This is a genomic window from Streptomyces sp. NPDC096048 (assembly GCF_044763415.1).
Lineage (GTDB): Bacteria > Actinomycetota > Actinomycetes > Streptomycetales > Streptomycetaceae > Streptomyces.
Genome location: NZ_JBIWGG010000003.1, coordinates 238,264 through 259,692 on the forward strand (window position 1 = coordinate 238,264; position 21,429 = coordinate 259,692).

The 21,429-nt window shown below is 72.2% G+C and carries 18 protein-coding genes; 8 read left to right on the top strand and 10 right to left on the bottom strand.

Annotation, left to right across the window (positions count from 1 at the left end):
* Nucleotides 1-67: 67 nt before the first annotated feature.
* Together ACIQ6R_RS09070 and ACIQ6R_RS09075 are read left to right on the top strand one after the other, a co-directional pair.
* The gene (locus tag ACIQ6R_RS09070) at nt 68-6,964 is read left to right on the top strand and encodes a DEAD/DEAH box helicase (RefSeq protein ID WP_404219882.1); all 6,897 of its coding nucleotides are present in this window, start codon (nt 68-70) and stop codon (nt 6,962-6,964) included.
* Nucleotides 6,961-9,201 carry a UvrD-helicase domain-containing protein gene (locus ACIQ6R_RS09075; protein ID WP_404219884.1) on the top strand — a complete coding sequence of 747 codons (2,241 nt, stop codon included), beginning with the start codon at nt 6,961-6,963 and terminating at the stop codon, nt 9,199-9,201. Before ACIQ6R_RS09070 ends, ACIQ6R_RS09075 begins: the two co-directional genes overlap by 4 nt.
* A 101-nt stretch (nt 9,202-9,302) precedes the next feature.
* Here ACIQ6R_RS09075 and ACIQ6R_RS09080 read toward each other — a convergent pair whose 3' ends face one another.
* Nucleotides 9,303-10,079 carry a nucleotidyltransferase domain-containing protein gene (locus ACIQ6R_RS09080; protein WP_404219886.1) on the bottom strand — a complete coding sequence of 259 codons (777 nt, stop codon included), beginning with the start codon at nt 10,077-10,079 and terminating at the stop codon, nt 9,303-9,305.
* A 142-nt stretch (nt 10,080-10,221) separates the two neighbouring features.
* On the opposite strand from ACIQ6R_RS09080, the gene ACIQ6R_RS09085 reads away from it, so the two are divergent.
* Genes ACIQ6R_RS09085 through ACIQ6R_RS09095 form a run of 3 tightly spaced genes read left to right on the top strand, consistent with a single transcriptional unit; the run spans nt 10,222 to nt 11,587 of the window.
* On the top strand, nt 10,222-10,713 hold the full coding sequence (locus ACIQ6R_RS09085; RefSeq protein WP_404219888.1) for a hypothetical protein: 492 nt from the start codon (nt 10,222-10,224) through the stop codon (nt 10,711-10,713).
* On the top strand, nt 10,710-11,123 hold the full coding sequence (locus ACIQ6R_RS09090; RefSeq protein WP_404219890.1) for a RidA family protein: 414 nt from the start codon (nt 10,710-10,712) through the stop codon (nt 11,121-11,123). Before ACIQ6R_RS09085 ends, ACIQ6R_RS09090 begins: the two co-directional genes overlap by 4 nt.
* Nucleotides 11,120-11,587: a GNAT family N-acetyltransferase gene (locus ACIQ6R_RS09095; protein ID WP_404219892.1), complete on the top strand. Its 468-nt coding sequence runs from the start codon at nt 11,120-11,122 to the stop codon at nt 11,585-11,587. Before ACIQ6R_RS09090 ends, ACIQ6R_RS09095 begins: the two co-directional genes overlap by 4 nt.
* Before the next feature lie 46 nt (nt 11,588-11,633).
* Here ACIQ6R_RS09095 and pip read toward each other — a convergent pair whose 3' ends face one another.
* Together pip and ACIQ6R_RS09105 are read right to left on the bottom strand one after the other, a co-directional pair.
* Nucleotides 11,634-12,599 carry a prolyl aminopeptidase gene (gene pip, locus ACIQ6R_RS09100; protein ID WP_404174039.1) on the bottom strand — a complete coding sequence of 322 codons (966 nt, stop codon included), beginning with the start codon at nt 12,597-12,599 and terminating at the stop codon, nt 11,634-11,636.
* A 55-nt stretch (nt 12,600-12,654) separates the two neighbouring features.
* A complete protein-coding gene (locus ACIQ6R_RS09105; RefSeq protein ID WP_404174042.1) occupies nt 12,655-13,368 on the bottom strand; it encodes a uracil-DNA glycosylase in 714 nt (237 codons plus the stop codon).
* Between the two features lie 149 nt (nt 13,369-13,517).
* Here ACIQ6R_RS09105 and ACIQ6R_RS09110 point away from each other — a divergent pair, with 149 nt between their 5' ends.
* Entirely contained in the window at nt 13,518-14,186 is a 669-nt protein-coding gene (locus ACIQ6R_RS09110; protein WP_404219894.1) for an RNA-binding S4 domain-containing protein, read from the top strand.
* A gap of 26 nt (nt 14,187-14,212) precedes the next feature.
* Here the strand turns inward: ACIQ6R_RS09110 and ACIQ6R_RS09115 are convergent, their stop codons facing one another.
* From ACIQ6R_RS09115 to ACIQ6R_RS09125, 3 genes are all read right to left on the bottom strand, one after another.
* The gene (locus ACIQ6R_RS09115; RefSeq protein WP_404219896.1) at nt 14,213-14,689 is read right to left on the bottom strand and encodes a DoxX family protein; all 477 of its coding nucleotides are present in this window, start codon (nt 14,687-14,689) and stop codon (nt 14,213-14,215) included.
* Nucleotides 14,690-14,769: 80 nt separating this feature from the next.
* Nucleotides 14,770-15,456 carry a class I SAM-dependent methyltransferase gene (locus ACIQ6R_RS09120; RefSeq protein ID WP_404219898.1) on the bottom strand — a complete coding sequence of 229 codons (687 nt, stop codon included), beginning with the start codon at nt 15,454-15,456 and terminating at the stop codon, nt 14,770-14,772.
* 289 nt (nt 15,457-15,745) lie between these two features.
* A complete protein-coding gene (locus ACIQ6R_RS09125; protein ID WP_404219900.1) occupies nt 15,746-16,015 on the bottom strand; it encodes an acyltransferase domain-containing protein in 270 nt (89 codons plus the stop codon).
* Between the two features lie 57 nt (nt 16,016-16,072).
* On the opposite strand from ACIQ6R_RS09125, the gene ACIQ6R_RS09130 reads away from it, so the two are divergent.
* Nucleotides 16,073-16,330, top strand: coding sequence for a DUF6343 family protein (locus ACIQ6R_RS09130; RefSeq protein ID WP_404174054.1), 258 nt, complete (start codon nt 16,073-16,075; stop codon nt 16,328-16,330).
* Between the two features lie 3 nt (nt 16,331-16,333).
* Here the strand turns inward: ACIQ6R_RS09130 and ACIQ6R_RS09135 are convergent, their stop codons facing one another.
* The 4 genes from ACIQ6R_RS09135 to rpsA all read right to left on the bottom strand — a co-directional run bounded on the left by ACIQ6R_RS09135 (nt 16,334) and on the right by rpsA (nt 20,192).
* Nucleotides 16,334-16,714 (bottom strand): tetratricopeptide repeat protein, encoded by a 381-nt coding sequence (locus tag ACIQ6R_RS09135; RefSeq protein ID WP_404174057.1) that lies wholly within the window; start codon nt 16,712-16,714, stop codon nt 16,334-16,336.
* Nucleotides 16,715-16,814: 100 nt separating this feature from the next.
* Nucleotides 16,815-17,420 (bottom strand): dephospho-CoA kinase, encoded by a 606-nt coding sequence (coaE, locus tag ACIQ6R_RS09140; protein ID WP_404174060.1) that lies wholly within the window; start codon nt 17,418-17,420, stop codon nt 16,815-16,817.
* Between the two features lie 135 nt (nt 17,421-17,555).
* A complete protein-coding gene (locus ACIQ6R_RS09145) occupies nt 17,556-18,494 on the bottom strand; it encodes a PAC2 family protein (RefSeq protein WP_404174063.1) in 939 nt (312 codons plus the stop codon).
* 183 nt (nt 18,495-18,677) lie between these two features.
* Nucleotides 18,678-20,192: a 30S ribosomal protein S1 gene (rpsA, locus tag ACIQ6R_RS09150; RefSeq protein ID WP_404174066.1), complete on the bottom strand. Its 1,515-nt coding sequence runs from the start codon at nt 20,190-20,192 to the stop codon at nt 18,678-18,680.
* 337 nt (nt 20,193-20,529) lie between these two features.
* On the opposite strand from rpsA, the gene ACIQ6R_RS09155 reads away from it, so the two are divergent.
* Nucleotides 20,530-21,399, top strand: a complete 870-nt coding sequence (locus tag ACIQ6R_RS09155) for a class I SAM-dependent methyltransferase (RefSeq protein WP_404219902.1) — start codon at nt 20,530-20,532, stop codon at nt 21,397-21,399.
* Nucleotides 21,400-21,429: the final 30 nt, after the last annotated feature.

Consider the following 21,429-nt stretch of genomic DNA (forward strand, 5'->3'; position numbering starts at 1 on the left):
GGGGCGGACCGTGTCAGATGTCCGCTATACGGTTGACCCGGACGATCACCGGGACGAAGGAGCAGCCGTGAGGCCCACCCTGGCCGCCGCGCAGGTCCGCGGCAGTCTCACGCAGTACCTCACGACGACCTACGCCCTGACCGACGGGGACACCCGGCTCGCCCTGGAGCGGTTCCTCGGACATCCGGAGACGGGCATCTTCCGGGGGCCGTACCTGCGGATCAGGACACCGTTCCACAAGGCCGACGACGGGTGGCGGCGGGAGCTGGAGTGGCGCCCCGGATTCCCTCCCTACCGGCACCAGGCCAAAGCGTGGGAGCGGCTCAGCACGCTGCACGGACCGGCCCGGCCGACGCTGATCACGACCGGTACCGGGTCCGGCAAGACGGAGTCCTTCCTCGTACCGGTGCTCGACCACTGCCGCCGCGAGAGGGCGCGGGGCCGACGCGGGGTCAAGGCCGTGCTGCTGTATCCGATGAACGCGCTCGCCACCGACCAGGCGGGACGCATCGGGGAGTACCTCTCGGCGCCGGATCTCGCCCAGGTGACGGCGGGACTCTACATCGGCGACCGGCCCGACACCGACTTCCGCCGGGTGCTGACCCGGCGCGAGGAGATGCGGGTGTCGCCGCCGGACGTGCTGATCACCAACTACAAGATGCTCGACCTGCTGCTCCAGCGCGGTGAGGACCGGCCGTTGTGGCAGGACGCGGAGATCGCGTACGTGGTGCTCGACGAGTTCCACACCTACGACGGCGCACAGGGCACCGACGTCGCGATGCTCCTGCGGCGGCTCGCCGCTGCCACCGGGCAGAGCGCGCCGGGGCGGCCCCTGGGGACGGTCTGTCCGGTGGCGACCTCGGCGACGTTGGGAGGCGCCGCCGGGGAGCGCGAGGACGGCATCCTCGACGTGGCGGCCCAGGTGTTCGGCATGCCGTTCGCGCCGGACGCGGTGGTCGGGGAAGAGCGCATGTCGGCCGGACAGTTCACCGGCGAGGTGGACTACGAGCTGCCGGAGCCGCCGACACCCAGAGAGGTCATCGACCGCTCCGGCGGCCCCGGTGTCGAGGCCCGGCCCGACCTGCTGGACCTGGACGGGCTGGCGGAGCGCCTCCTGGGGCGGCGCGGGCTCGACCCCTTCCAGCTCGGCAGGCTGCTGCGGCGGCACGACTTCACGCACGGTGTGCTCTCGCTGCTGGACGGGGAACCGCTCGGCGAGTGGGAACTCCGGGACCGCATGAGCCGGTTCGGCTACGCGTGGGGGCGGGCCGCCCGGGAGAATCCGCGGCTGGTGCTTCAGGCGCTGTCCCGGTTCGTCGCCCTGCTGTCGGCGGCCCGGGACCCGGAGTCGGACGAGAAGCGGCCCCGGCCGCTGCTGCACGTCGAGGCACATCTGTGGGTGCGGCCCGTCACCCGCGTGCTGCGCGGCGTGGGGCCCCTGCCGGAGTTCCGCTGGTACGAGGACGACCGCACCGCCGCGCGCCGGGCCGCCCTCGCCGCTCCCCCGGGGGGCGACGACGAGCGTTCCTCGGGCGGCTGGCCGTCCGGCGACGCGCGCAGGGCGGTGGCGCAGCCCGGGTCGGACACGGCGGCCCGGCCCGCCGCCGTGCACCTGCCGGCGGTCTACTGCCGTACCTGCGGGCGGTCCGGCTGGGCCGCGCTGTCGCCGGAGGCGGACCCGCAGCGGCTCGTCATGGCGCAGGACAAGGTGTGGCGGGCCGGCGTCGGCCGGGACAAACGGCGCATCCGGTACTTCATCGCCGCGACCGCCGCCGAGCGCGACGAGGCACTGAACGCGCTGACCGGCGCGGGCCCGGCGCCGGCCGGCGGCGTCGATCCGCTGTCCGTCGTCGTACTCGACGGCGCGCAGGGCACGTACCGGCTCCCGACGGCGGCCGACCGCGACGAGTTGCAGGACGGCTGGTTCGCGCTGGTGATCACCGACAAGAAGTCAGCCGACCGGGCCGCCGTCGACGACCGCTGCCCGGCCTGCAACACGGACAACGGCATCCGCTTCCTGGGCACCTCTCTCGCCGCCCTCGCCTCCGCCACGGTCACGCAGCTCTTCACCGGCGGCGACATCGCGCTCGTCCCGGAGGAGCGCAAGACGCTGCTGTTCAACGACTCCACGCAGGACGCCGCGCACCGCGCGGGATACGTCGCCAACGCCTCGTACAAGTTCTCGCTGCGCTCCCTGCTCGCGCACGCCCTGGACGCTTCCCCGGAACCGCTGGCGCTCAACGACCTGATCGGGAACGTGCTGGACTCGGTGGACGACCCGGAGGCGCTGGCCGCCGTGGTACCGCCCGACCTGCACGACGAGCCCGGGGTGGACCGGGTGCTGTCCGGGCGGGGCGCCGGTGACGCGCGGGCGTGGAAGCTGATCGGCGAGCGGCTCGCCTTCGCCACCGTCATGGAGTTCGGCCTGCGCTCCCGGCAGGGACGCACCCTGGAGCTGACCCGTACGGTCGCCGCCGAGGTCGCCCTGCACGACCCGGAGCGCGTCACGGCCATCGCCCGCGACCTGCACCTGACCCTGCCCGGCCAGCTGGTCGCGACGGACTCGCTGCCCACGCCCGACCGCTATCTGGCCTTCCTGCGCGGCCTGCTGGAGCGGGTGCGGCTGCGCGGCGGCGTGCGGCACCGGTGGCTGGAGCCGTGGATGCGGGACGGCGGGGTCACCCGGTTCAAGGTGTGGGGCGGACGGCCGGACGGCATGCCCGCCTTCCCCGACGGGGTGGCGGCGCCGCGCTTCCTGCTGGACGTGCCCAAGGAGCGGTCGGCGTTCGACGCGGCCGGCGGGCGGCTCGGCTGGTACCAGGACTGGACCCGGCGGTGCCTCGGCCTGGACGCGGCGGGAGCCCACGAGTACCTGCGGCGGCTGCTGCCCGTACTGGCGGAGGAACACGTCCTCGCGGTCCGTACCGCGCAGGACCGCACCACCCGGGTGTACGGGCTGCAGCCCGGCCACATCGAGGTGCGGCTGCTCGACGACGCCGTCGTCAACAAGGCCTTCGTCTCGTGCGCCGACTGCGGCTGGGAGCAGGTCGTGCCGCCCGCGCGCCGCACCCGCTGGTACGGCCACCCGTGCCCGCGCTACCGCTGCCGGGGCACGCTCAGGCCTCCGCAGGACGACGTCCCCGTCCAGGTGAGCAGCACCTCGGGGAGCTTCGGCGGGACACGCGAGCGCGACTACCGCAACGACTACTACCGGCGGCTGTACCTGACGGGCGGCACCTTCCGCGTCGTCACCGCCGAGCACACCGGCATGCTCACCAGGCCGCAGCGCGAGCGGGTGGAGCGCACCTTCCGGCAGGGCACCCACTACACCGACCCCAACGTGCTGTCCTGCACGCCGACGCTCGAACTCGGCATCGACATCGGCGACCTGTCGGCCGTCCTCCTCGGCTCCCTGCCCAAGGGCCCCGCCAACTACGTCCAGCGGGCCGGACGGGCCGGACGCAGCACCGGCAACGCCCTGGTGGTCGCCTTCGGCGGGCGGCGCGCCCGCGACCTGTACTACCTCGACGAACCCCGCGAGATGATCGACGGCGAGATCGTGCCCCCGGGTTGCTACCTGTCCGCGGTGGAGATCCTGCGCCGCCAGTACACGGCGCACCTGCTGGACCTCGCCGCCCGCGGAGCGCTGACCACGGCGGACGGGGAGCGGCTCCAGCCCGCGCCGCGCCTGGTCTCGGCGCTCTTCGGCACCACGGGCTGGTGTCAGGACCTCGCGGACGCCGCCCTCACCCACGGAGCGCGGCTGGTCGAGGAGTTCCTGGCCCTCTTCCCGGCGGGCGGGACGGACGGCAGCGGGGTCTCCGGGCACGCCGCCGGTGAACTGCGCGCCTACGCCACCGGCGGTGTCGTGCGGGCACTTCAGGAGGCGGAGGAGGACTGGACGTCCCGGCGGGAGGAACTGCGCCGGCGGATCGCCGCGATCGACACGGCGCTGGACGGCCTGGTCCGCTCCGACCCCGAACAGGACCGTGAGCACCGGGAGTTGCTGGCCGAGCGCCGCGCCACCGGGAATCTGCTGCGCGAGCTGAGCCAGGCCGGCGCCCACGGTGCCCTGGTGGACCTCGGCCTGCTGCCCAACTACAGCCTCGTGGACACCACGACCCGGCTGGAGGCGACCCTCTACTGGACGGAGGAGCAGGCCGGCTCCGGTGACGGTGAGGAGGCCGGCACGAGGAAGACGTACCGCAGCGAGGTGCGGGACTACGAACGCTCCCGGCGCCTGGCCCTGTCCGAACTCGCCCCGGGCAACAGTTTCTACGTCAACGGCTACCGGCACGTCGTACGGGCCCTGGACATCGGCAGTCCGGAACGGCGCGCCTGGTCGGTATGGCGGCTCTGCCCGGCCTGTGGCTACACCCGCACCAACGACGCCCGGACGGACACGTCGCCGTGCCCGCGCTGTGGCGGCCGGGAGATCGCGGACGCCGGCTGCGTCCAGCACGTCATGGAACCGAGGCGGGTCCTGGCCCGGGACAAGCGGGACGACGCCCGGGTGCGGGACGACAAGGACGAGCGGGACCGCCGCCGCTACGCCGTGCTCACCACCGTCGACATCGACCCGGCCCACCTGGCCGCCGGTTCCTGGCGGCACGACACGGCCGTCTTCGGCGTCGACTTCACCCGGCGCGCGGTCGTCCGCACCCTCAACCTCGGCCTGGACCGGCAGGACGGCAGCAGTACGGTGCCCATCGCCGGTGAGGACGTCCGCCTCAACCCCTTCTACGTGTGCACCCACTGCGGAGGGGCGACGGCGGACGGACGGCCCGTGGTGGACCAGCCGCGCGACGCACTCACCGAGTCACTCGCCACGAGCGGCAGAGCCGCCGCCCACCACATGCTGTGGTGCCCGCGCCGCAAAGCGGCCCGGTCCTCCGGCGGCGACCGTGCCACCGGTCAGGACGTGCCGCTGCTGCTGGCCCACGAGCTGACCACCGAGGCCGTACGCATCCTGCTCCCGGCGTCGGTCGCCCGTGCCAAGGAGCGGCTGGCGTCCTTCACGGCCGCCCTGTTCGTGGGCATAGCGGCCCGGTACGGAGGCGATCCCGACCACATCGAGATCGCCTCCGCGTCCATGCCCGACAACGGCGACGCCGACTGGCCACGGCGCTTCCTCGTGGTCTACGACCGGCTGCCCGGCGGCACCGGCTACCTGCACCGGCTCGCGTCCGCCGACGGCTTCCGCGAGGTGCTCCTGAAGGCGCGGGAGGTCATCGAGCGCTGCCCGTGCCTGGAGAAGGGCCAGGACGGCTGCCACCGGTGCCTGCTGCGCCGGGTACCGGCGGGCGACTACGACCGGGTGAGCCGCAACGAGGTCCGGCAGATGCTGGACGAGTTGCTCGGTGAGAGCGGCGAGAGCTGGCGGACGTCGCCCGTCGCCGCCACGCACCACATTCCGCTGGAGCGTCAGGCCGAGAGCGACCTGGAGGTGATGTTCATCGACACCCTCAAGGAATGGGCCGCCCAGCCCGACGCCCGGGCCAGTGCGGACGCGTACACCACCACGGCCGGCACCTACTCGCTCGACCTGCGGCTGACCGGTACGGACGGCGCCACCCTCAGCTGGCGCGTCTCGCAGCAGCGGGTGCTGGACGGTACCCGGCCCGACGTGCTGTTCGAACGCCTCGACGCCCCCGGGCCGCGCCTGGCGCTGTTCCTCGACGGCTTCGAGTTCCACGCGAGCGCCCGGCACAACCGGCTCGCGGGTGACGCCGCCAAGCGCACCCGGCTGCGCGCCGAGGGTCTGCGGGTCTTCCAGCTGACGTACCACGACGTCAAGGAGTGGCAGGGCCGGGTGCGGGACACCGGCTACGCGGCCGCCGGTCCGGCGGACCCGGTCTGGCGGCCGTACGGGGAGCAGGGACAGCGGCAGGCGCGCGACTACTACGCCAAGGTCCGCGGCGGTCTGCCGGGCGAACTCGCCGAGCACGTGTGGGTCAACCCGGCGGACCTGCTGCTGTCCTACCTCCGCCGGCCGGACCACGCGCTGTGGCTGGCCCGCGCCGAGGCGGTCACCGCCGGGCTGACGGGCCTGCGCCCGCACACGGCGGCGGTCGGCGCGGACGCCGTGGGCGACCAGCTCGTCGCGGCACTGCACGGCACGCCCCCGCGCGGGCAGGCGGGTCCGCTGCGGCTGCTCGCCGCCGTGGACGACTCCGGCTGCCCGGTCACGGCGGTGGCGGACGGCCGTCGCAAGCCGCCCGCCTGGACCGCCGCCACCGTCCTGGACGACGGTGAGGCGGCCGTCGAGGACCGGGACGCGCACCGCAGGCGCTGGCGGGCGTGGCTGTACTGGAGCAATCTGCTGCAGTTCCTGGAGCACGGGGGCGGTGACAGCGTCCAGCTGACCACGAGCATGCTGGGGGGCTTCTCCGTCGAGGCGCTCACGGTGACCGGCGGGTGCGGCTGGCTGACCTCGACCCGCGTCGAACTGGGTGTCGCCGCCGAGGAGAGCGACACCACCGCCGCGGACCTCCGGGAGTCCCTGGCAGCCGCCGCCGAGATCCCGCACACGGCCACCGTCTCGTCCGCTGCCCCGGCCGCGCCGGAGCCCACGGCGTCGGCGGGCACCGGCTGGGACCAGGTGCTGGAACTGCTGGATCCGGACGACACCGAACTACAGCTCCTCGCGGTCGCTCTCGCCACCATGGCCGCCCCCGTCCCCGTGGACGGATTCGAACTCGACGACCGGGGCTGGATGGCCGAACTGGCCTGGCCCGACCGGAAGGTGGCCGTCGTTCTCGCCCCCCGCCCGACCGGCGGCGAGCCCGACTACGAGGCGGCGGACCGAGACGCGGCGTTCGCGGCCGCCGGCTGGGAGGCACGGCCCGCCAGCGACTGGACGGCCCGGGAACTGGCCGGACGGCTCGGCCCGCAACCATCCGCGGACGAACCGCATCGTGATCGACAGGACGACGGAACGACCCCCGGGGGGCACCACCGATGAGCAACGCGAGTGTGACGCTGCGGCTACTCGACAAGGCCGACAAGGAAGTCCTGCGGCTCCCCCGCACGGTCAAGGGCGCCCTCTACGACTTCCAGCACAAGTTCAAGGCCAACCCGCAGGCCACCGGCCTCCAGCTGAAGCAGCTCAAGGGCGACACCAGGCTGTGGTCGGCCCGTGTCAACGACGAGTACCGCGCCCTGCTGCTGCGGCTCGCCGACAGTGACTGGCTGATCGTCTCCGTCAAACACCGCAAGGAGGTCTACGAGAACCTCGACCGCCTCGCGTACGGCATCAACCAGATCACCGGCGGCATCGAGTACGTCGACCTCCAGGTCGTCGAGGAGAGCGTCCTGCGGCGCACGGCGCCCCGGCCGACCGTGCCCGCCCCGGAGCCCCGGCCCGCACGGCCGGCACCGCTGTTCGCCCGCTTCACGGACGAGCAGCTCACCGAGCTCGGTGTGGCCGAGCCACTGGTCCCGGTGGTCCGTACTCTCAGCACCGAGGACCAACTGCTCGGACTCGTCGAGTACGCGCCCCAGCTCACCGGCGAGATCCTGCTCTCCCTCTTCGACGGCAAGTCCTACGAGGACGTACTGGAGCAGGTGACCGCCCCGGTCGCGGCGCCCGAACCGGTCGACACCGAGGACTTCCAGGCCGCCGCCGAGCGCCCGGCGACGATGGTCACGACCACGGACGACGCACTTCGCGAAGCACTGGAAGGGGAGGACTTCGGCCGTTGGAAGGTCTTCCTGCACCCCACCCAGTCCCGGCTGGTCGAACGGGACTACTCCGGCCCGGCACGGGTGGGCGGAGGCCCCGGCACGGGTAAGACCATCGTCGCCCTGCACCGGGTCAGGCACCTCGTCGGGCAGCTGCCGCCGGGCCACAGCAAACCCGTTCTGCTGACCACGTACAACAAGAACCTCGCCGCCGATCTACGGGCCCGGCTGCTGGAACTGGGCGGGGAACAGCTGCTGTCCCGGGTGGACATCAGCCACGTCGACCAGCTGGCGCTGCGCGTGGTCCGGGAGGCCGAACCAGGCAGCACGAAGCAGACGATCGACGACAACCAGGCCCTGCGCGAGTGGCGTGCCATGCTCGACGAGACCGGCGACGTCCCGTGGGACGCCGATTTCCTGCACGACGAGTGGACGCAGGTGATCCTCGGCCAGGCGGTCGCTTCCCGCACCGACTACTTCAGGGCCCGGCGCTCCGGCCGGGGACGCAACATCACACGGCCCGAACGGGCCGAGATCTGGCAGCTGGCCGACAAGTTCACCCAGCGCCTGGACCGCCTCGGACGCCAGACGTGGGCACAGGTGGCCGAGCGGGCGGCGCGCCTGGAGATGGAGCGCGAGCAGCGCATCCAGGCCGTCGAGCGTCAGCGCTCGGAGAGCGGCGGCCTGGACAACGTCCACCTGCAGGACGGTTCCGCCGGCTGGCTGCGCCCCCGATACCGGCACATCGTCGTCGACGAGGCCCAGGATCTCCGTCCGGGGCACTGGAAGATGCTGCGGGCCATGACCGCGCGCGACCGCAACGACATCTTCCTGGTCGGCGACACACACCAGCGCGTCTACAACAACCAGGTGACGCTCGGCAGCCTCGGTATCAACATCCGCGGCCGGTCCGCCCGACTCACCCTCAGCTACCGGACGACGCGGCAGATTCTCGGTTCGGCCCTCGGGCTGCTGAGCGGGGAGTCCTTCGACGACCTCGACGGCAACCAGGAGACGCTGGCGGGATACCGGTCCGTGCTGAGCGGTACCCGGCCGCGGCTGCACCCGGCCCCGGACTGGGAGGCCGAGCGGCGGGCCATCGCGGAGCTGGTCGCCGAGTGGGACGACATCCCCGCCGAGCAGATCGCCATCTGCGTGCCCACCAACGACATGGCGCGCGAGGTCGCCGTGGCACTCGCCCACGCCGGGATCCACGCCGTGGAGATCGGGCCGGACGGACCACGCGGCGACGAGGGTGTCCATATCGGCACCATGTTCCGCTTCAAGGGACTCGAGTACCAGCGCATGGTGATCGCCGGCGTCAACGAGGGCTTGGTGCCGCGTACGGCGGTGATCCGCCTGCGGGACACCGACGCGCTGCGTCACCGCCGGGAACTCCAGCGGGCCCGCTCCCTGCTGTTCGTCGCCGCCACGCGTTCCCGCGACGCACTGGCCATCTTCTGGCACGGCACACCGAGCAGGTTCCTCCAGCCTCTGCTCGCCGCGGAGTCGGCGTAGTCCGGGAAGGCTCACATGCCGCCGCTGCCGACGGAGCCACGGGGCGACGGAGGACGTAGGCCGCTGACGGTGGTCGAGGCGGACCCATACTTCCCACAGCGTCAGCCCAGTTCCGTAGCCCCGCGCAGCAGCGTCTCGGCACGCGTGACCGACCGCGCCAGGGCCTCCGGCCGGGGTGTCAGGTTCGCCAGCAGCCCGTCGATTCCGTCGGCCCCGCCCAGCCCGGCCCGGCGGACCAGCCCCTTCTCGTTGGTGACCCACTCTCCCCGCGCCGCCAGAACCGCGTGCGCCGTCTGCGTCGCGGCCAGGGCGATCGCGCCGGCGACCTGGGTGAGGGCGCCCTTGGGCGCGTGGCCGGCCTTGGCGTAGGCGAGGGTGGCGGTGGCCGCGCCGTACCAGCGGTCGGGGGCGGTTGCGCGCAGGGCCTCGGGGTAGGCGGGGCGGGGCAGTTCGCCACGCAGCACCTCGTTGATCGCGAGCTCCGCGACCACGAGGTACGTCGGGATGCCCGCGAGGTGGAACATCAGCGGCTCGACACCGAAGCGTCCCGCCTCCGCCTCCGCCACCTCGCGCTCGACCACGTCGAGGTCGCGGTAGTGCAGGTCGACCCGGCGTTCGTCGATCGTCAGCCAGGCCCCTCCGTTGAAGACACCGCCGCCCCATGCGCCGATCGCGGAGACCTCCCCGGGCCAGCCGAGGGCACGGAGATCGTCCGGGTCGAAGTCGCCTCGGTAGTAGACCGCCAGGTCCCAGTCGCTGTCGGGCCCATGGGTGCCCTGGGCCCGGGAGCCGCCGAGGGTGACCGCCCGGACGTTGGGCAGGGCGGCCAGGCGGTCGGCGGAGGTGTCGAGGAACGCCTGGTCCGTGAGGGAGGGCACTGGTGCGGGCTCCTGACGGGTGGGAGTGGGCGCGGGCGGACGCCGGAAGCCTACGCGCGGGCGACCGGCGGCACGAGGCAATTGTCAGTGGTGCGCGTTATCAATGAAGTCGTCACACAACGTAGCGACGGGGGAGGTCGTGATGGCGTCGTGGGAGTGGGACGAAGGGGCTCCGGAGCCGGTACGGAAGGAGCGCGCGGCACGAAGTCGGAAGCCCGGCGGGGTCGAGCCGGAGCCCGGGCGCACGCATGTGTCCACCGCCGGGCTGCGGGCCAGAGGCTGGACCGCGGGGATGGTGCGCCGCCTGCTCGGTGAGCCCGACCTGCTGCGCGCCCACCCGTACGTCCGCTCCGCGCCGCCGACGCGCCTGTACGCCGTCGAGCGGGTCGAGGCCGTGGAGCGCGGCGCCGCGTTCCGGGCCGCGTCGGCGGCGGCAGCGCGCCGGTCCACCGCGGTGCGGGCGGCCGCTCGGCGCAGGGCACGGGAGTTGCGGGCGCGGATGACCGCGCGGCCGGGTGGAGGCCGGTCGGGCAAGCACCCGGACGGGACCGGGTGGGGAAATTCGGGTGCGGGGCCGGTCCGGAGAACGGACGATCGGGAGGTCGACCGTTCACCGCCCCAGGAGCCCACGTGATCCAGCGCACCACCGTGCCCGGCCTGTTCCCGCCGCCCGCCTACTCCCATGCCTCGGTCGTCGAGGCCGGGACGAGGCTCGCTTTCCTCGCCGGGTCCGTTCCGCTCGACGCGGAGGGGAAGCTGGTCGGTGAGGGTGATCCGGTCCGGCAGGCCGAGCAGGTGATCGCCAACCTCACCGCGCAGTTGCGCGCCGTCGGGAGCGAGTTGAGGGACGTTCTCCATACCGATGTGTATGTGGTCAGCGGCGAGACCGCCGCGCTGTCCGCCGTCTGGGATGTCGTCGAGGCGTCCGGACTCAGTACCGGCCCGCACTCCTCGACGCTGCTCGGGGTGAGCTGCCTCGGGTATCCGGGACAGCTGGTGGAGATCACGGCGACGGCGGTCGTGCCGGAGGAGATACGTCCGTGAGCCGGCAGGGTGGCGAACCGGTCGTCCTGCGGCGGGCGGAGGCCACCGACGCGCGTGCGGCGGCCGACGTCTGGCTGGCCTCCTTCGCGGCCGCGCTGCCGACCGTGGTCCGGCCCCGCACCGACGAGGAGGTCCTGGACTACTTCCGCCATGTGCTGGTGCCCCTGCGCGAGACCTGGGTGGCGGAGGCGGCCGGCCGTGATGTCGTGGGCGTGATGGTGCTGGAGGAGGGGGAGCTGTCGCAGTTGTATCTCGCCCCGGACTGGCGCGGGCGCGGCATCGGGGACCGTTTCGTCGCCCTGGCCAAGGAACGCGGGCCGCGAGGACTTTCGCTGTGGACCTTCCAGGTCAACGCGCCCGCGCACCGCTTCTACGAGCGGCACGGTTTCAGAGCCGTGGAGTGGACGGACGGCGCCCGGAACGAGGAACGGGAGCCTGACGTGCGGTACGTGTGGCGGCCGTAGGGCGGTGGGGGCGGTGAGGCCGGGTTCGGCCCTGCCGCCCGGCTGTTCAGGCCTCGGCGCGGGCGTATGTGTCCGTCGCCGCCAGCAGTGCCTCGTCCCCGGTCGCTCCGGTGTCGTGTCCGGCCTCGTCCACGACGATCAACTCGCTGCCCGGCCAGGCGTGGTGGAGCCGCCATACGATGCCGAGGAGGTTGCCGAAGTCGAGGCTGCCCTGCACCAGGGTGCCCGGAATGCCCTTCAGCAGGTGCGCGTCCCGCAGGACCACGCCCTCGTCGTTTCCCTCGCCGAGGAAGTGGTCGTTGCCCCAGTAGTGGGTGACGGTTCGTGCGAAGCCCATCCGGAACTCCGGGTCCTCGAACCGGGCGACGGAGCGAGGCGGCGCGGGGATGATCGCCGTCTCCCAGTCGGTCCACGCACGGGCGGCGCGCGCCCGGACCTCGGCGTCGGGCGACTCCAGCAGCCGGTTGTACGCGGCGGCCGGATTGCCGTCGCGTTCGTCTGCGGGCAGTTCGGCGAGGAACCGCTCGTGTGCCTCGGGGAAGAACTCCCCCAGCCCTCTGGTCAGGAGGGCCACTTCGGCGTTGGAACCGGTCGCGACCCCGGTCAGTACCAGCTCGGTCACCACTCCCGGGTGAGTCTGCGCGTACCGCAGTCCCAGTGCCGATCCCCACGACACACCCCACACCAGCCACCGCTCGATGCCGAGGTGGGCGCGCAGCCGCTCCAGGTCCGCCATGATGTGGGCGGTCGTGTTGACGCTCATGTCGGTGCCGTGGTCGCTCGCCCGCGGGACCGACCGTCCGGCGCCGCGCTGGTCGAGGAGCACGATCCGGTAGGCGGCCGGGTCGAAGTACCGTCTGAGGTTCGGGCTGGTGCGGGATCCCGGTCCCCCGTGCAGCACCAGCGCGGGCTTGCCGTGCGGGTTGCCGCAGGTTTCCCAGTAGACGCGGTTGCCGTCACCGACGTCGAGCATGCCGTGGTCGTACGGTTCGATCTCCGGATACAGGCCCATCGGGGCACCGTAACGCCGTCGGCCCGGGACGTTCACCCCCTTTACGCCGTGGGCCCTACGCCGTGGGCAGCCCCGCCGTCTCCGCCGCCGTGCGCAGCACGTCCCGGAGCATCTCGGGGGTGAGTCGGCCGGTGAAGGTGTTGCGCTGACTGACGTGGAAGCAGCCGAAAAGCTGCAGGTCGGGCCCGTCAGGGGCGTCCAGTGTGACGTGCCCGCCGTGCGTGAAGGCGGGGCGGGGCCGGGGCACCGTCCAGCCGGCCGCGGCGAACGCGGGCAGCGCCGCCTGCCAGCCGAAGGCGCCGAGTACCACCACGGCCCGCACGGTCGGCCGCAGCAGATCCAGCTCCTGGACGAGCCAGGGACGGCAGGTGTCGCGTTCGGTGGGGGTGGGCTTGTTGGCGGGCGGAGCGCAGTGCACCGGCGAGGTGACGCGTACGCCGTACAGTTCCAGGCCGTCGTCGGCGGAGACGGCGGTGGGCTGCGAGGCGAGTCCCACGTCGTACAAGGCCTGGAACAGCACGTCTCCGGAGCGGTCGCCGGTGAACATCCGGCCGGTGCGGTTGCCGCCGTGGGCCGCGGGGGCGAGTCCGACGATCAGCAGACGCGCGTCCGGCGGACCGAAGCCCGGCACCGGCCGGCCCCAGTACGTCCAGTCGGCGAAGGCCGCCCGCTTGGTACGGGCCACCTCCTCCCGCCAGTCGACCAGCCTCGGGCAGGCCCGGCACCCCGCGATCCGCTGGTCGAGTACGGAGAGGCCGCTGGTGTCCATGCCTCCACCGTAAGACCAAGGAGCCGTGACGCCCGCCCCGGCTCCTTGGCCCTGGTGCCTGCCCCGGCCCCGCCCCTGGCTCGCACGTCAGCGCCGGGCCCCCGGAAATAGGAGCCCCTCTCGTCCGGCCGAGCGGTTAGGGTCGAGCCATGGCTTCCGAGCATGACGAGGGCAGGAAGGGCCGGGCGGCCGGCCCACAGGACACCGCCGGGGCCAAGGCCGGCACGACGGCCGACGAGAAGACCGGCGACGAGACCGGCGACAGGACCGACGGCAAGGCCGCCGGCACGGTCGGCGGGAGTGTCACCGGCCAGGAGCCCGACGCGGGCGACGGCACGGCTGCCGCCGCCCCGCCCCCGGACCCGAAGACCGCCGCCGCGATCGCCGCCGCCGAGGCGGCCGGGCCGCAGAACGGCGGGAGCGTCCGCGTGGACAGCTGGATCTGGGCCGTCCGCCTCGTCAAGACCCGCTCGCTCGGCGCGACCGCCTGCAGGGGCGGCCATGTCCGGGTGAACGGCGAGCGGGTGAAACCCGCGTACTCGCTGCGCGTCGGAGACGAAGTGCGCCTGCGCCACGAGGGCAGGGAGCGCGTAGTCGTCGTGAAGCGACTGATCCGCAAGCGCGTCGGAGCCCCGGTCGCCGCCCAGTGCTACCTCGACAACTCCCCGCCGCCTCCGCCCCGCGAGGCCGTCGCCCCGGCCGGCATCCGCGACCGCGGCGCCGGCCGCCCCACCAAGCGGGACCGTCGCGAGCTGGAACGCCTGCGCGGGCTGGAGGGCCTGAGCCAGGCCCGGCGGGATGCCGAGAACAGGCCCTGAACACCCGCACGGCCGTGGCTGGCTGGTCAGACCCGCCCGCGTCGGGCCAGCCGGAACAGTTCCTCGTTCTGCCCGCGGCGGGCCCAGGCGACGACCAGGAGCGGCACCATCAGAACGAGCGGTGTCGCGGCGTTCTCTCCGTCGAAGTAGGTGAGCTGGACGATGAACGCGCCCACCATCAGCGCGCTCAGGGCCGTCGCCGCCACCGACTGCAGCGCCGGAACGAACAGGGCGATCGCTCCGGCCAGTTCGAGGACCCCGATGGCGTACATGCCCGCGCTGCCCCAGCCCATCTCCGCGAAGGAGTCCGCCGCCGAGGAGTGCGCGACCAGCTTGGGCGCGGCGCTCGCGACGGCGAAGAACAACGCGAGAAGCACCTGCACCGCCCGCAGGGCGATCCGGGCGCCGCGCCCCCGGGCCGACCTGGCGGAGGGCGTGGAGATCGCGGAGGTCGCGGGAACAGTGACGGCGGTGGCGGTGGCGGGAACGGTGGTCTCGGACATGAGGGTCTCCTGAGCTGAGCGGTCCGTGATGCAGTCAGGTATTCAGACCGCTCGCCCGCCCGGAACTCATCGCCGATCCGCTAACTCCGGGGCACGGGAACCGCCCTCACCCACGTCCCGTCGTCGGTCAGATACCGGTCCACCGCGAGTCCCGCCTCCCCCAGTGCCTCCTCGAACTGTTCCTTGGTCAGCGGCCGGGCCCGGAACGTCTGTGTCCAGACGGCGTCCGGGAACTCGTACTCCGCGTGTACCGCGTTGACGCCGTCCCCGACCGGCTCCGACGACACGATGCGCACGGTGAAGCCGCTGGGGTCGACCCGCTTACGCGGCAGGTTCGCGTGGTAGTCCTCGCCCTCCCGTTGGATCAGTACACAGCCGTCGTCCGTGACATGCCGGGCACAGGTGCGCAGTAACCCGCGGCTCACCTCGGCGTCCCCCGAGTGCACGAGGAACGACGCCAGCATCACCACGTCGAAGCTCTCGCCCAGGTCCAGTTCCTCGATCGGGCTGCGTATCGTCCGTGCCCCGCGCACGTGCTCCAGCATCTCGGCGGACTCGTCCACCGCGGTCACGGCGAACCCCCGCTCCAGCAGCGGATGGGTCACGCGCCCCACACCACTGCCCAGCTCCAGGATGCGCGCCCCCGCGGGCACGGCGGCGGCGACGATGTCCGGCTCGGCTCCGGCGGGCAGCCGTGAATAGAGCTCGACCGCGCAACCGTCCGGGGTGATGGCTCCGGGTCCCGTCCCCTGGTGTCCCTCTCGCATTCTCAGCTCCATGCCCGTCCAACGGGCCGTGCCCGCACACCCGTTCCCACCGAGCGCCGGTTCACCCGACCGAGTGAACGGGGCCCACCCGTCAGAACGGAAAGCGCCCGTGCCCGTCAGAACGGAAACCAACCGTGCCCGACGTACCAGTGCACTCCGCCCGTGCCGTGCCGCCTGCGGTGGCTCGCCCTGTTCCGCCCCAGGTCGGCGAGGGTGTGCCGGTGGTCTCGGCCGGGATGCCACGCTCTCGGTGGTAGGCGCGGGTGTACGGCAGCGCCGCGACGAACACCTACGCGGCGAAGTACCCGCCCAGCGCCTCAGGAGCCTCGGCCGGCCGCTTCCCGAACCGCCGCACGCCCTCCGGGTCCGCGGCCGGCTCCCCGAGGTCCCGCACCAGCTCCTGCACACATTCCTCCAGCAGCCGCACCGTCCCGGCATCGCGCGTCACCCGGCCGCGCAGTCCCACCAGCTCGTTGATGTCCTCGTGCGGGACCGCCAGGTCGAGCAGTACGTCGGGCAGGTCGTCGGCGTCCGGGAGGCAGGGTCGGTGCTGTGGCACGGCTCGTTTCCCCCTCGCCGTCTCCCGGAGTACGTTTTCCACAGGAGTGGTGATCCGATGCGTACCGGCAGTGAACCGGCCACCGCGCGCAGTGCCCTGCGGGCGCGTTTCTGGCTGAGCCTGTGGGGGCTGGTCTGGGCGATCTTCGGAACGGCCGCGTTCGCGATCGCCGGGCGACCGGGGTGGGCCGTCGCGTGCGGAGTGTTGTGGCTCGTCGTCACGGTCGACCTGGCCGTGATCCTCCGGCACATCCGCCAGGGCCCGCACTACCAGCCCGGGCCGGACGTACCGCCGTACCGGCCGCCGAGGAGCTGACCGTCAGGAGTCGAACCGCGCCTGCTGCAGATACTCCGGGTTCGGGTCCAGAGCCGCCGCCAGCCGGAAGTGGCGCCGGGCCTGGTCGGGGCGCCCCCGGCGCTCGTAGGTGCGGGCGAGGGCGAAGTGCGCGAACGCGTTGTCCGGCTCACGCTCCAGGACGATGGTGAACTCCAGCTCGGCGGCTCTCAGCTGTGCCGCCGCGAAGAAGGCACGCGCGCGCAGCAGCCGGGCGGCGGTGCTTTCCGGGTGCGCGGCGATGACTCCGTCGAGCAATTTCACCGCGCCCCGCGGGTCCCGCGCCGCGAGCAGTTGCTCGGCGGCACGGAAGTCGATGACATCCGTCTCCGGAGTACGTCCGGTCGAACCGCTGGTCTCGGGCACGGCAGAGTCCTTCCCTCACTGAAAGGGATCAACGCCCGCTCGGGGACCGCTATTCCTGGGCCGGGCGGAGCCACCGGAGCCCGTGGACGCGCCAGGGCGCTCAGCGCGGCGCGTGCGCCCTGCGGGTCAGTTCGGCCCACACCTCTTCCACGCGGCGCCGCAGTTCGTCCAGCGGTACGTCGTTGTCGATGACCACGTCCGCGATCTTGCGGCGCTGCTCGCGCGTGGCCTGGGCGGCCATCCGCGCACGCGCGTCCTGCTCGGTCATGCCGCGCAGCCTTACCAGTCGGTCGAGCTGGGTAGCGGGCTCGGCGTCCACGACGACCACGACGTCGTACAGCGGTGCCAGGCCGTTCTCCGTGAGCAGCGGAACGTCGTGGACGACGACGGCGTCCTCGGCGGCGGCCTCTTCGAGGGCGCGGGACCGGTCGCCGACCAGGGGGTGCACGATCGAGTTCAGCGCGGCCAGCTTCTCCGGATCGGCGAACACGATCGAACCGAGCTTCGGCCGGTCCAGGCCGCCGTCCTCGGTGAGTACCTCCTCGCCGAACGCCTCCACGACCGCCGCGAGCCCGGGAGTACCCGGCGCGACGACCTCGCGCGCGATCCGGTCCGCGTCGATCAGTACGGCACCGTACTCGACGAGCAGCCGCGACACCTCGCTCTTGCCGACGCCGATCCCGCCGGTCAGACCCACGGACAGCATGACCGCGCCTCCACCTCACCAGTCCCCGCAGGTGCGGGCAGCAACTTACCGACTCCGATACCGCCGGTCAGGCCCACCGGAACAACCCGCCACGGCGGGGACAGGCGCGGCACGAAGATTCGCCAGATTACCGGATCAGCCGTCGCCCTCCCGCTCCGCCAGGAACCGTTCGAACTCTCGGCCGATCTCGTCCGCCGACGGGATCTCGACAGGCTCGGCGAGCATGTTGCCGCGGGTCTCGGCGCCAGCGGCCGCGTCGTACTGGTGTTCCAGACCCTGGATCAGGGCGGTGAGTTCCTCGTCGCCCTCCTGGATCTGCCGGTCGATCTCCGTCTGGGTGCGGTGGGCGTCCGTGCGCAGGGTGTGCGCGATGCCCGGCAGCACCAGACCGGTCGCCCCGGTGATCGCCTCCAGGACGGTCAGCGCCGCGTCCGGGTACGGGGAGCGGGCGATGTAGTGCGGGACGTGCGCGGCCACGCCCAGCACCTCGTGGCCGGCCTGGAGGAGCCGGTACTCGACGAGTGCCTCGGCGCTGCCGGGTACCTGCGCCTCCTCGAAGGGGCTGCGGTGCCCCGGCACCAGGTCGGCGCGGTTGCCGTGCGGCGTGATGCCGACGGGGCGGGTGTGCGGGACGCCCATGGGGATGCCGTGGAAGTTGACCGAGAGGCGGACACCGAGCCGCTCGACGATCTGCCGCACGGCCGCGGCGAAGCGCTCCCACTCGACGTCCGGCTCGGGGCCCGACAGCAGCAGGAACGGCGCCCCGGTGGCGTCCTGGACGATCCGCACCTCGATGGCGGGTTCCTCGTAGTCCGTCCAGGTGTCCCGCTTGAAGGTCAGCAGCGGCCGGCGCGCCCGGTAGTCCACGAGCCGGTCGTGGTCGAAGCGGGCGACGACCTGGTGAGGCAGCGAGTCGAGCACCTGGTCGACGATCTGGTCGCCGGTCTCGCCGGCGTCGATGTATCCGTCGAAGTGGTAGAGCATGATCAGCCCCGCCGACTCCTGGGCGAGCGCCATGTCGACGACGGCCAAGCCCTTCGGCTCCCACTCGTACAAGCCCTGCGGATCAAGCACAGTGACCGCTCCCCTCCTGGTGTTCGTACTCCACAACACGGGTCCCGGCCCGGGCATTCCCCGTCCGCACGCCCGCCCGGCGTCGCCGAACGCGCCGAGGGCCCGCACCCCGGGAAGGGGTACGGGCCCTCGGTTCACGAGCTACCGCTCGATGAGGAGCTCCTGCTCGGCCTCAGCCTGCGTTCAGCTCTGGCCGCCGGCCAGCTTCTCGCGCAGCGCGGCCAGCGCCTCGTCCGACGCCAGGGCGCCGGAGTTGTCGCCGCCCTCGGAGGAGTACGAACCGCCCCCGCCGCCACCACTGCCGGACGCGGCCGGAGCCGCACCCGCGGTGTCGACACCCTCGGCAGCGGCCTTCTCGTCCGCCTCGCGGGACTTGATGACCTGCGCCTGGTGCTGCTCGAAGCGCTGCTGCGCCTCGGCGTACTGGGTCTCCCACGCCTCGCGCTGGGTCTCGTAGCCCTCGAGCCAGTCGTTGGTCTCGGGGTCGAAGCCCTCGGGGTAGATGTAGTTGCCCTGGTCGTCGTAGGACGCGGCCATGCCGTACAGGGTCGGGTCGAACTCGACCACCGACGGGTCGGCACCGAAGGCCTCGTTGGCCTGCTTCAGCGAGAGGCTGATGCGGCGGCGCTCGAGGTCGATGTCGATGACCTTGACGAAGATCTCGTCGTTGACCTGGACGACCTGCTCCGGGATCTCCACGTGGCGCTCGGCCAGCTCGGAGATGTGGACCAGACCCTCGATGCCCTCGTCCACGCGGACGAACGCACCGAACGGCACCAGCTTCGTGACCTTGCCGGGCACGACCTGGCCGATCTGGTGGGTGCGGGCGAACTGCTGCCACGGGTCTTCCTGGGTCGCCTTCAGCGACAGGGAGACGCGCTCGCGGTCCATGTCCACGTCGAGGACCTCGACGGTGACTTCCTGGCCGACCTCGACAACCTCGGACGGGTGGTCGATGTGCTTCCAGGAGAGCTCGGAGACGTGGACCAGACCGTCGACGCCACCCAGGTCCACGAAGGCACCGAAGTTGACGATCGAGGAGACGACGCCGGAACGGACCTGACCCTTCTGCAGGGTCGTGAGGAACGTCTGGCGGACCTCGGACTGGGTCTGCTCCAGCCAGGCACGGCGGGACAGGACCACGTTGTTGCGGTTCTTGTCCAGCTCGATGATCTTCGCCTCGAGCTCCTTGCCCACGTAGGGCTGGAGGTCGCGGACACGGCGCATCTCGACCAGGGAGGCCGGAAGGAAGCCGCGGAGGCCGATGTCGAGGATGAGACCACCCTTGACGACCTCGATGACGGTACCGGTGACGATGCCGTCCTCTTCCTTGATCTTCTCGATGGTGCCCCAGGCACGCTCGTACTGGGCGCGCTTCTTCGAGAGGATCAGGCGGCCTTCCTTGTCCTCCTTCTGGAGAACAAGGGCCTCGATCTCGTCACCGACGGCGACGACCTCGTTGGGGTCGACGTCGTGCTTGATCGAGAGCTCGCGGCTCGGGATGACACCTTCGGTCTTGTAACCGATGTCGAGCAGGACCTCGTCCCGGTCGACCTTCACGATGACGCCGTCGACGATGTCGCCGTCGTTGAAGTACTTGATCGTCTCGTCGATCGCGGCGAGGAAGGCTTCCTCGTTACCGATGTCGTTGACCGCAACCTGCGGGGTGGTGGCGGTGGTCTCGGTGCTGCTCGTCATGTGGGAAAGGGCTCCGGTACGGACATTGAAGTCGTAGGTACTGCTTACGCCGGGAGCCCGTTTCGCTCTGCAGAAGCCGGACAGCCAAGGAAGTGTCACCCAAACCAGGGGTGACACCTCGAGAACCGAGGGGACATACAACAGATGCGAGCGCGACCTGCTACGTCTGAGGTGCGCAGGCCCGCAGCGCAACTTGTAGCATACGGGGGCAGCCGGGCAGGGTCAATGCGCGAAGCCGCACACCCGGGGCGGATCGCCGCATACCCGGCACAAAAGCCGTCCCCCGAGGCCACGCGGACCCGCAGAGGCCCCCTCAGTGACACGCGGGACCGGCTGCGTGGAAGAGCCGCAGACTAGTACGAGGGAGCCGGTCATCCAAGAGCCCGAAGCGTCCGAGGCGTCCGAAGCCACAGGGACCGAGCCCGAGGCCACCCGGCGTGCCGCCGGTGTCACGGAAAGCTCCCGCGCCAACCGTGGCTGGTGGGACCGGAACGCGGACGAGTACCAGGTCGAGCACGGCACCTTCCTCGGCGACGACCGCTTCGTGTGGTGTCCCGAGGGCCTGGACGAGGTGGAGGCCGAGCTGCTCGGCCCGGTGGAGGACCTGAAGGGCCGGGACGTCCTGGAGATCGGCGCCGGCGCCGCCCAGTGCTCGCGCTGGCTGACCGCCCAGGGTGCCCGTCCGGTGGCCCTGGACCTCTCCCACCGCCAGCTCCAGCACGCCCTGCGCATCGGCGGCTCGTTCCCCCTGGTCTGTGCCGACGCGACCGTGCTGCCCTTCGCGGACGGCTCCTTCGACCTGGCGTGCTCTGCGTACGGGGCGCTGCCCTTCGTCGCCGACCCGCGGCTGGTGCTGCGCGAGGTGCGCCGGGTGCTGCGGCCCGGGGGCCGCTTCGTCTTCTCCGTCACGCACCCGCTGCGCTGGGCGCTCCCGGACGAGCCGGGCCCCGAGGGGCTGTCGGTGTCCTCCTCCTACTTCGACCGCACGCCGTACGTCGAGCAGGACGACGAGGGCCGCGCGGTGTACGTCGAGCACCACAGGACGCTCGGCGACCGTGTCCGGGACGTGGTGACGTCGGGGTTCCGGCTGGTGGACCTCGTGGAGCCGGAGTGGCCGGACTGGAACACGTCCGAGTGGGGCGGCTGGTCGCCGCTGCGGGGGCATCTGATCCCGGGCACGGCGATCTTCGTGTGCGAGCGCGACTGAGCCGCACCAATCCGTTCTGCCGCGTGTGCA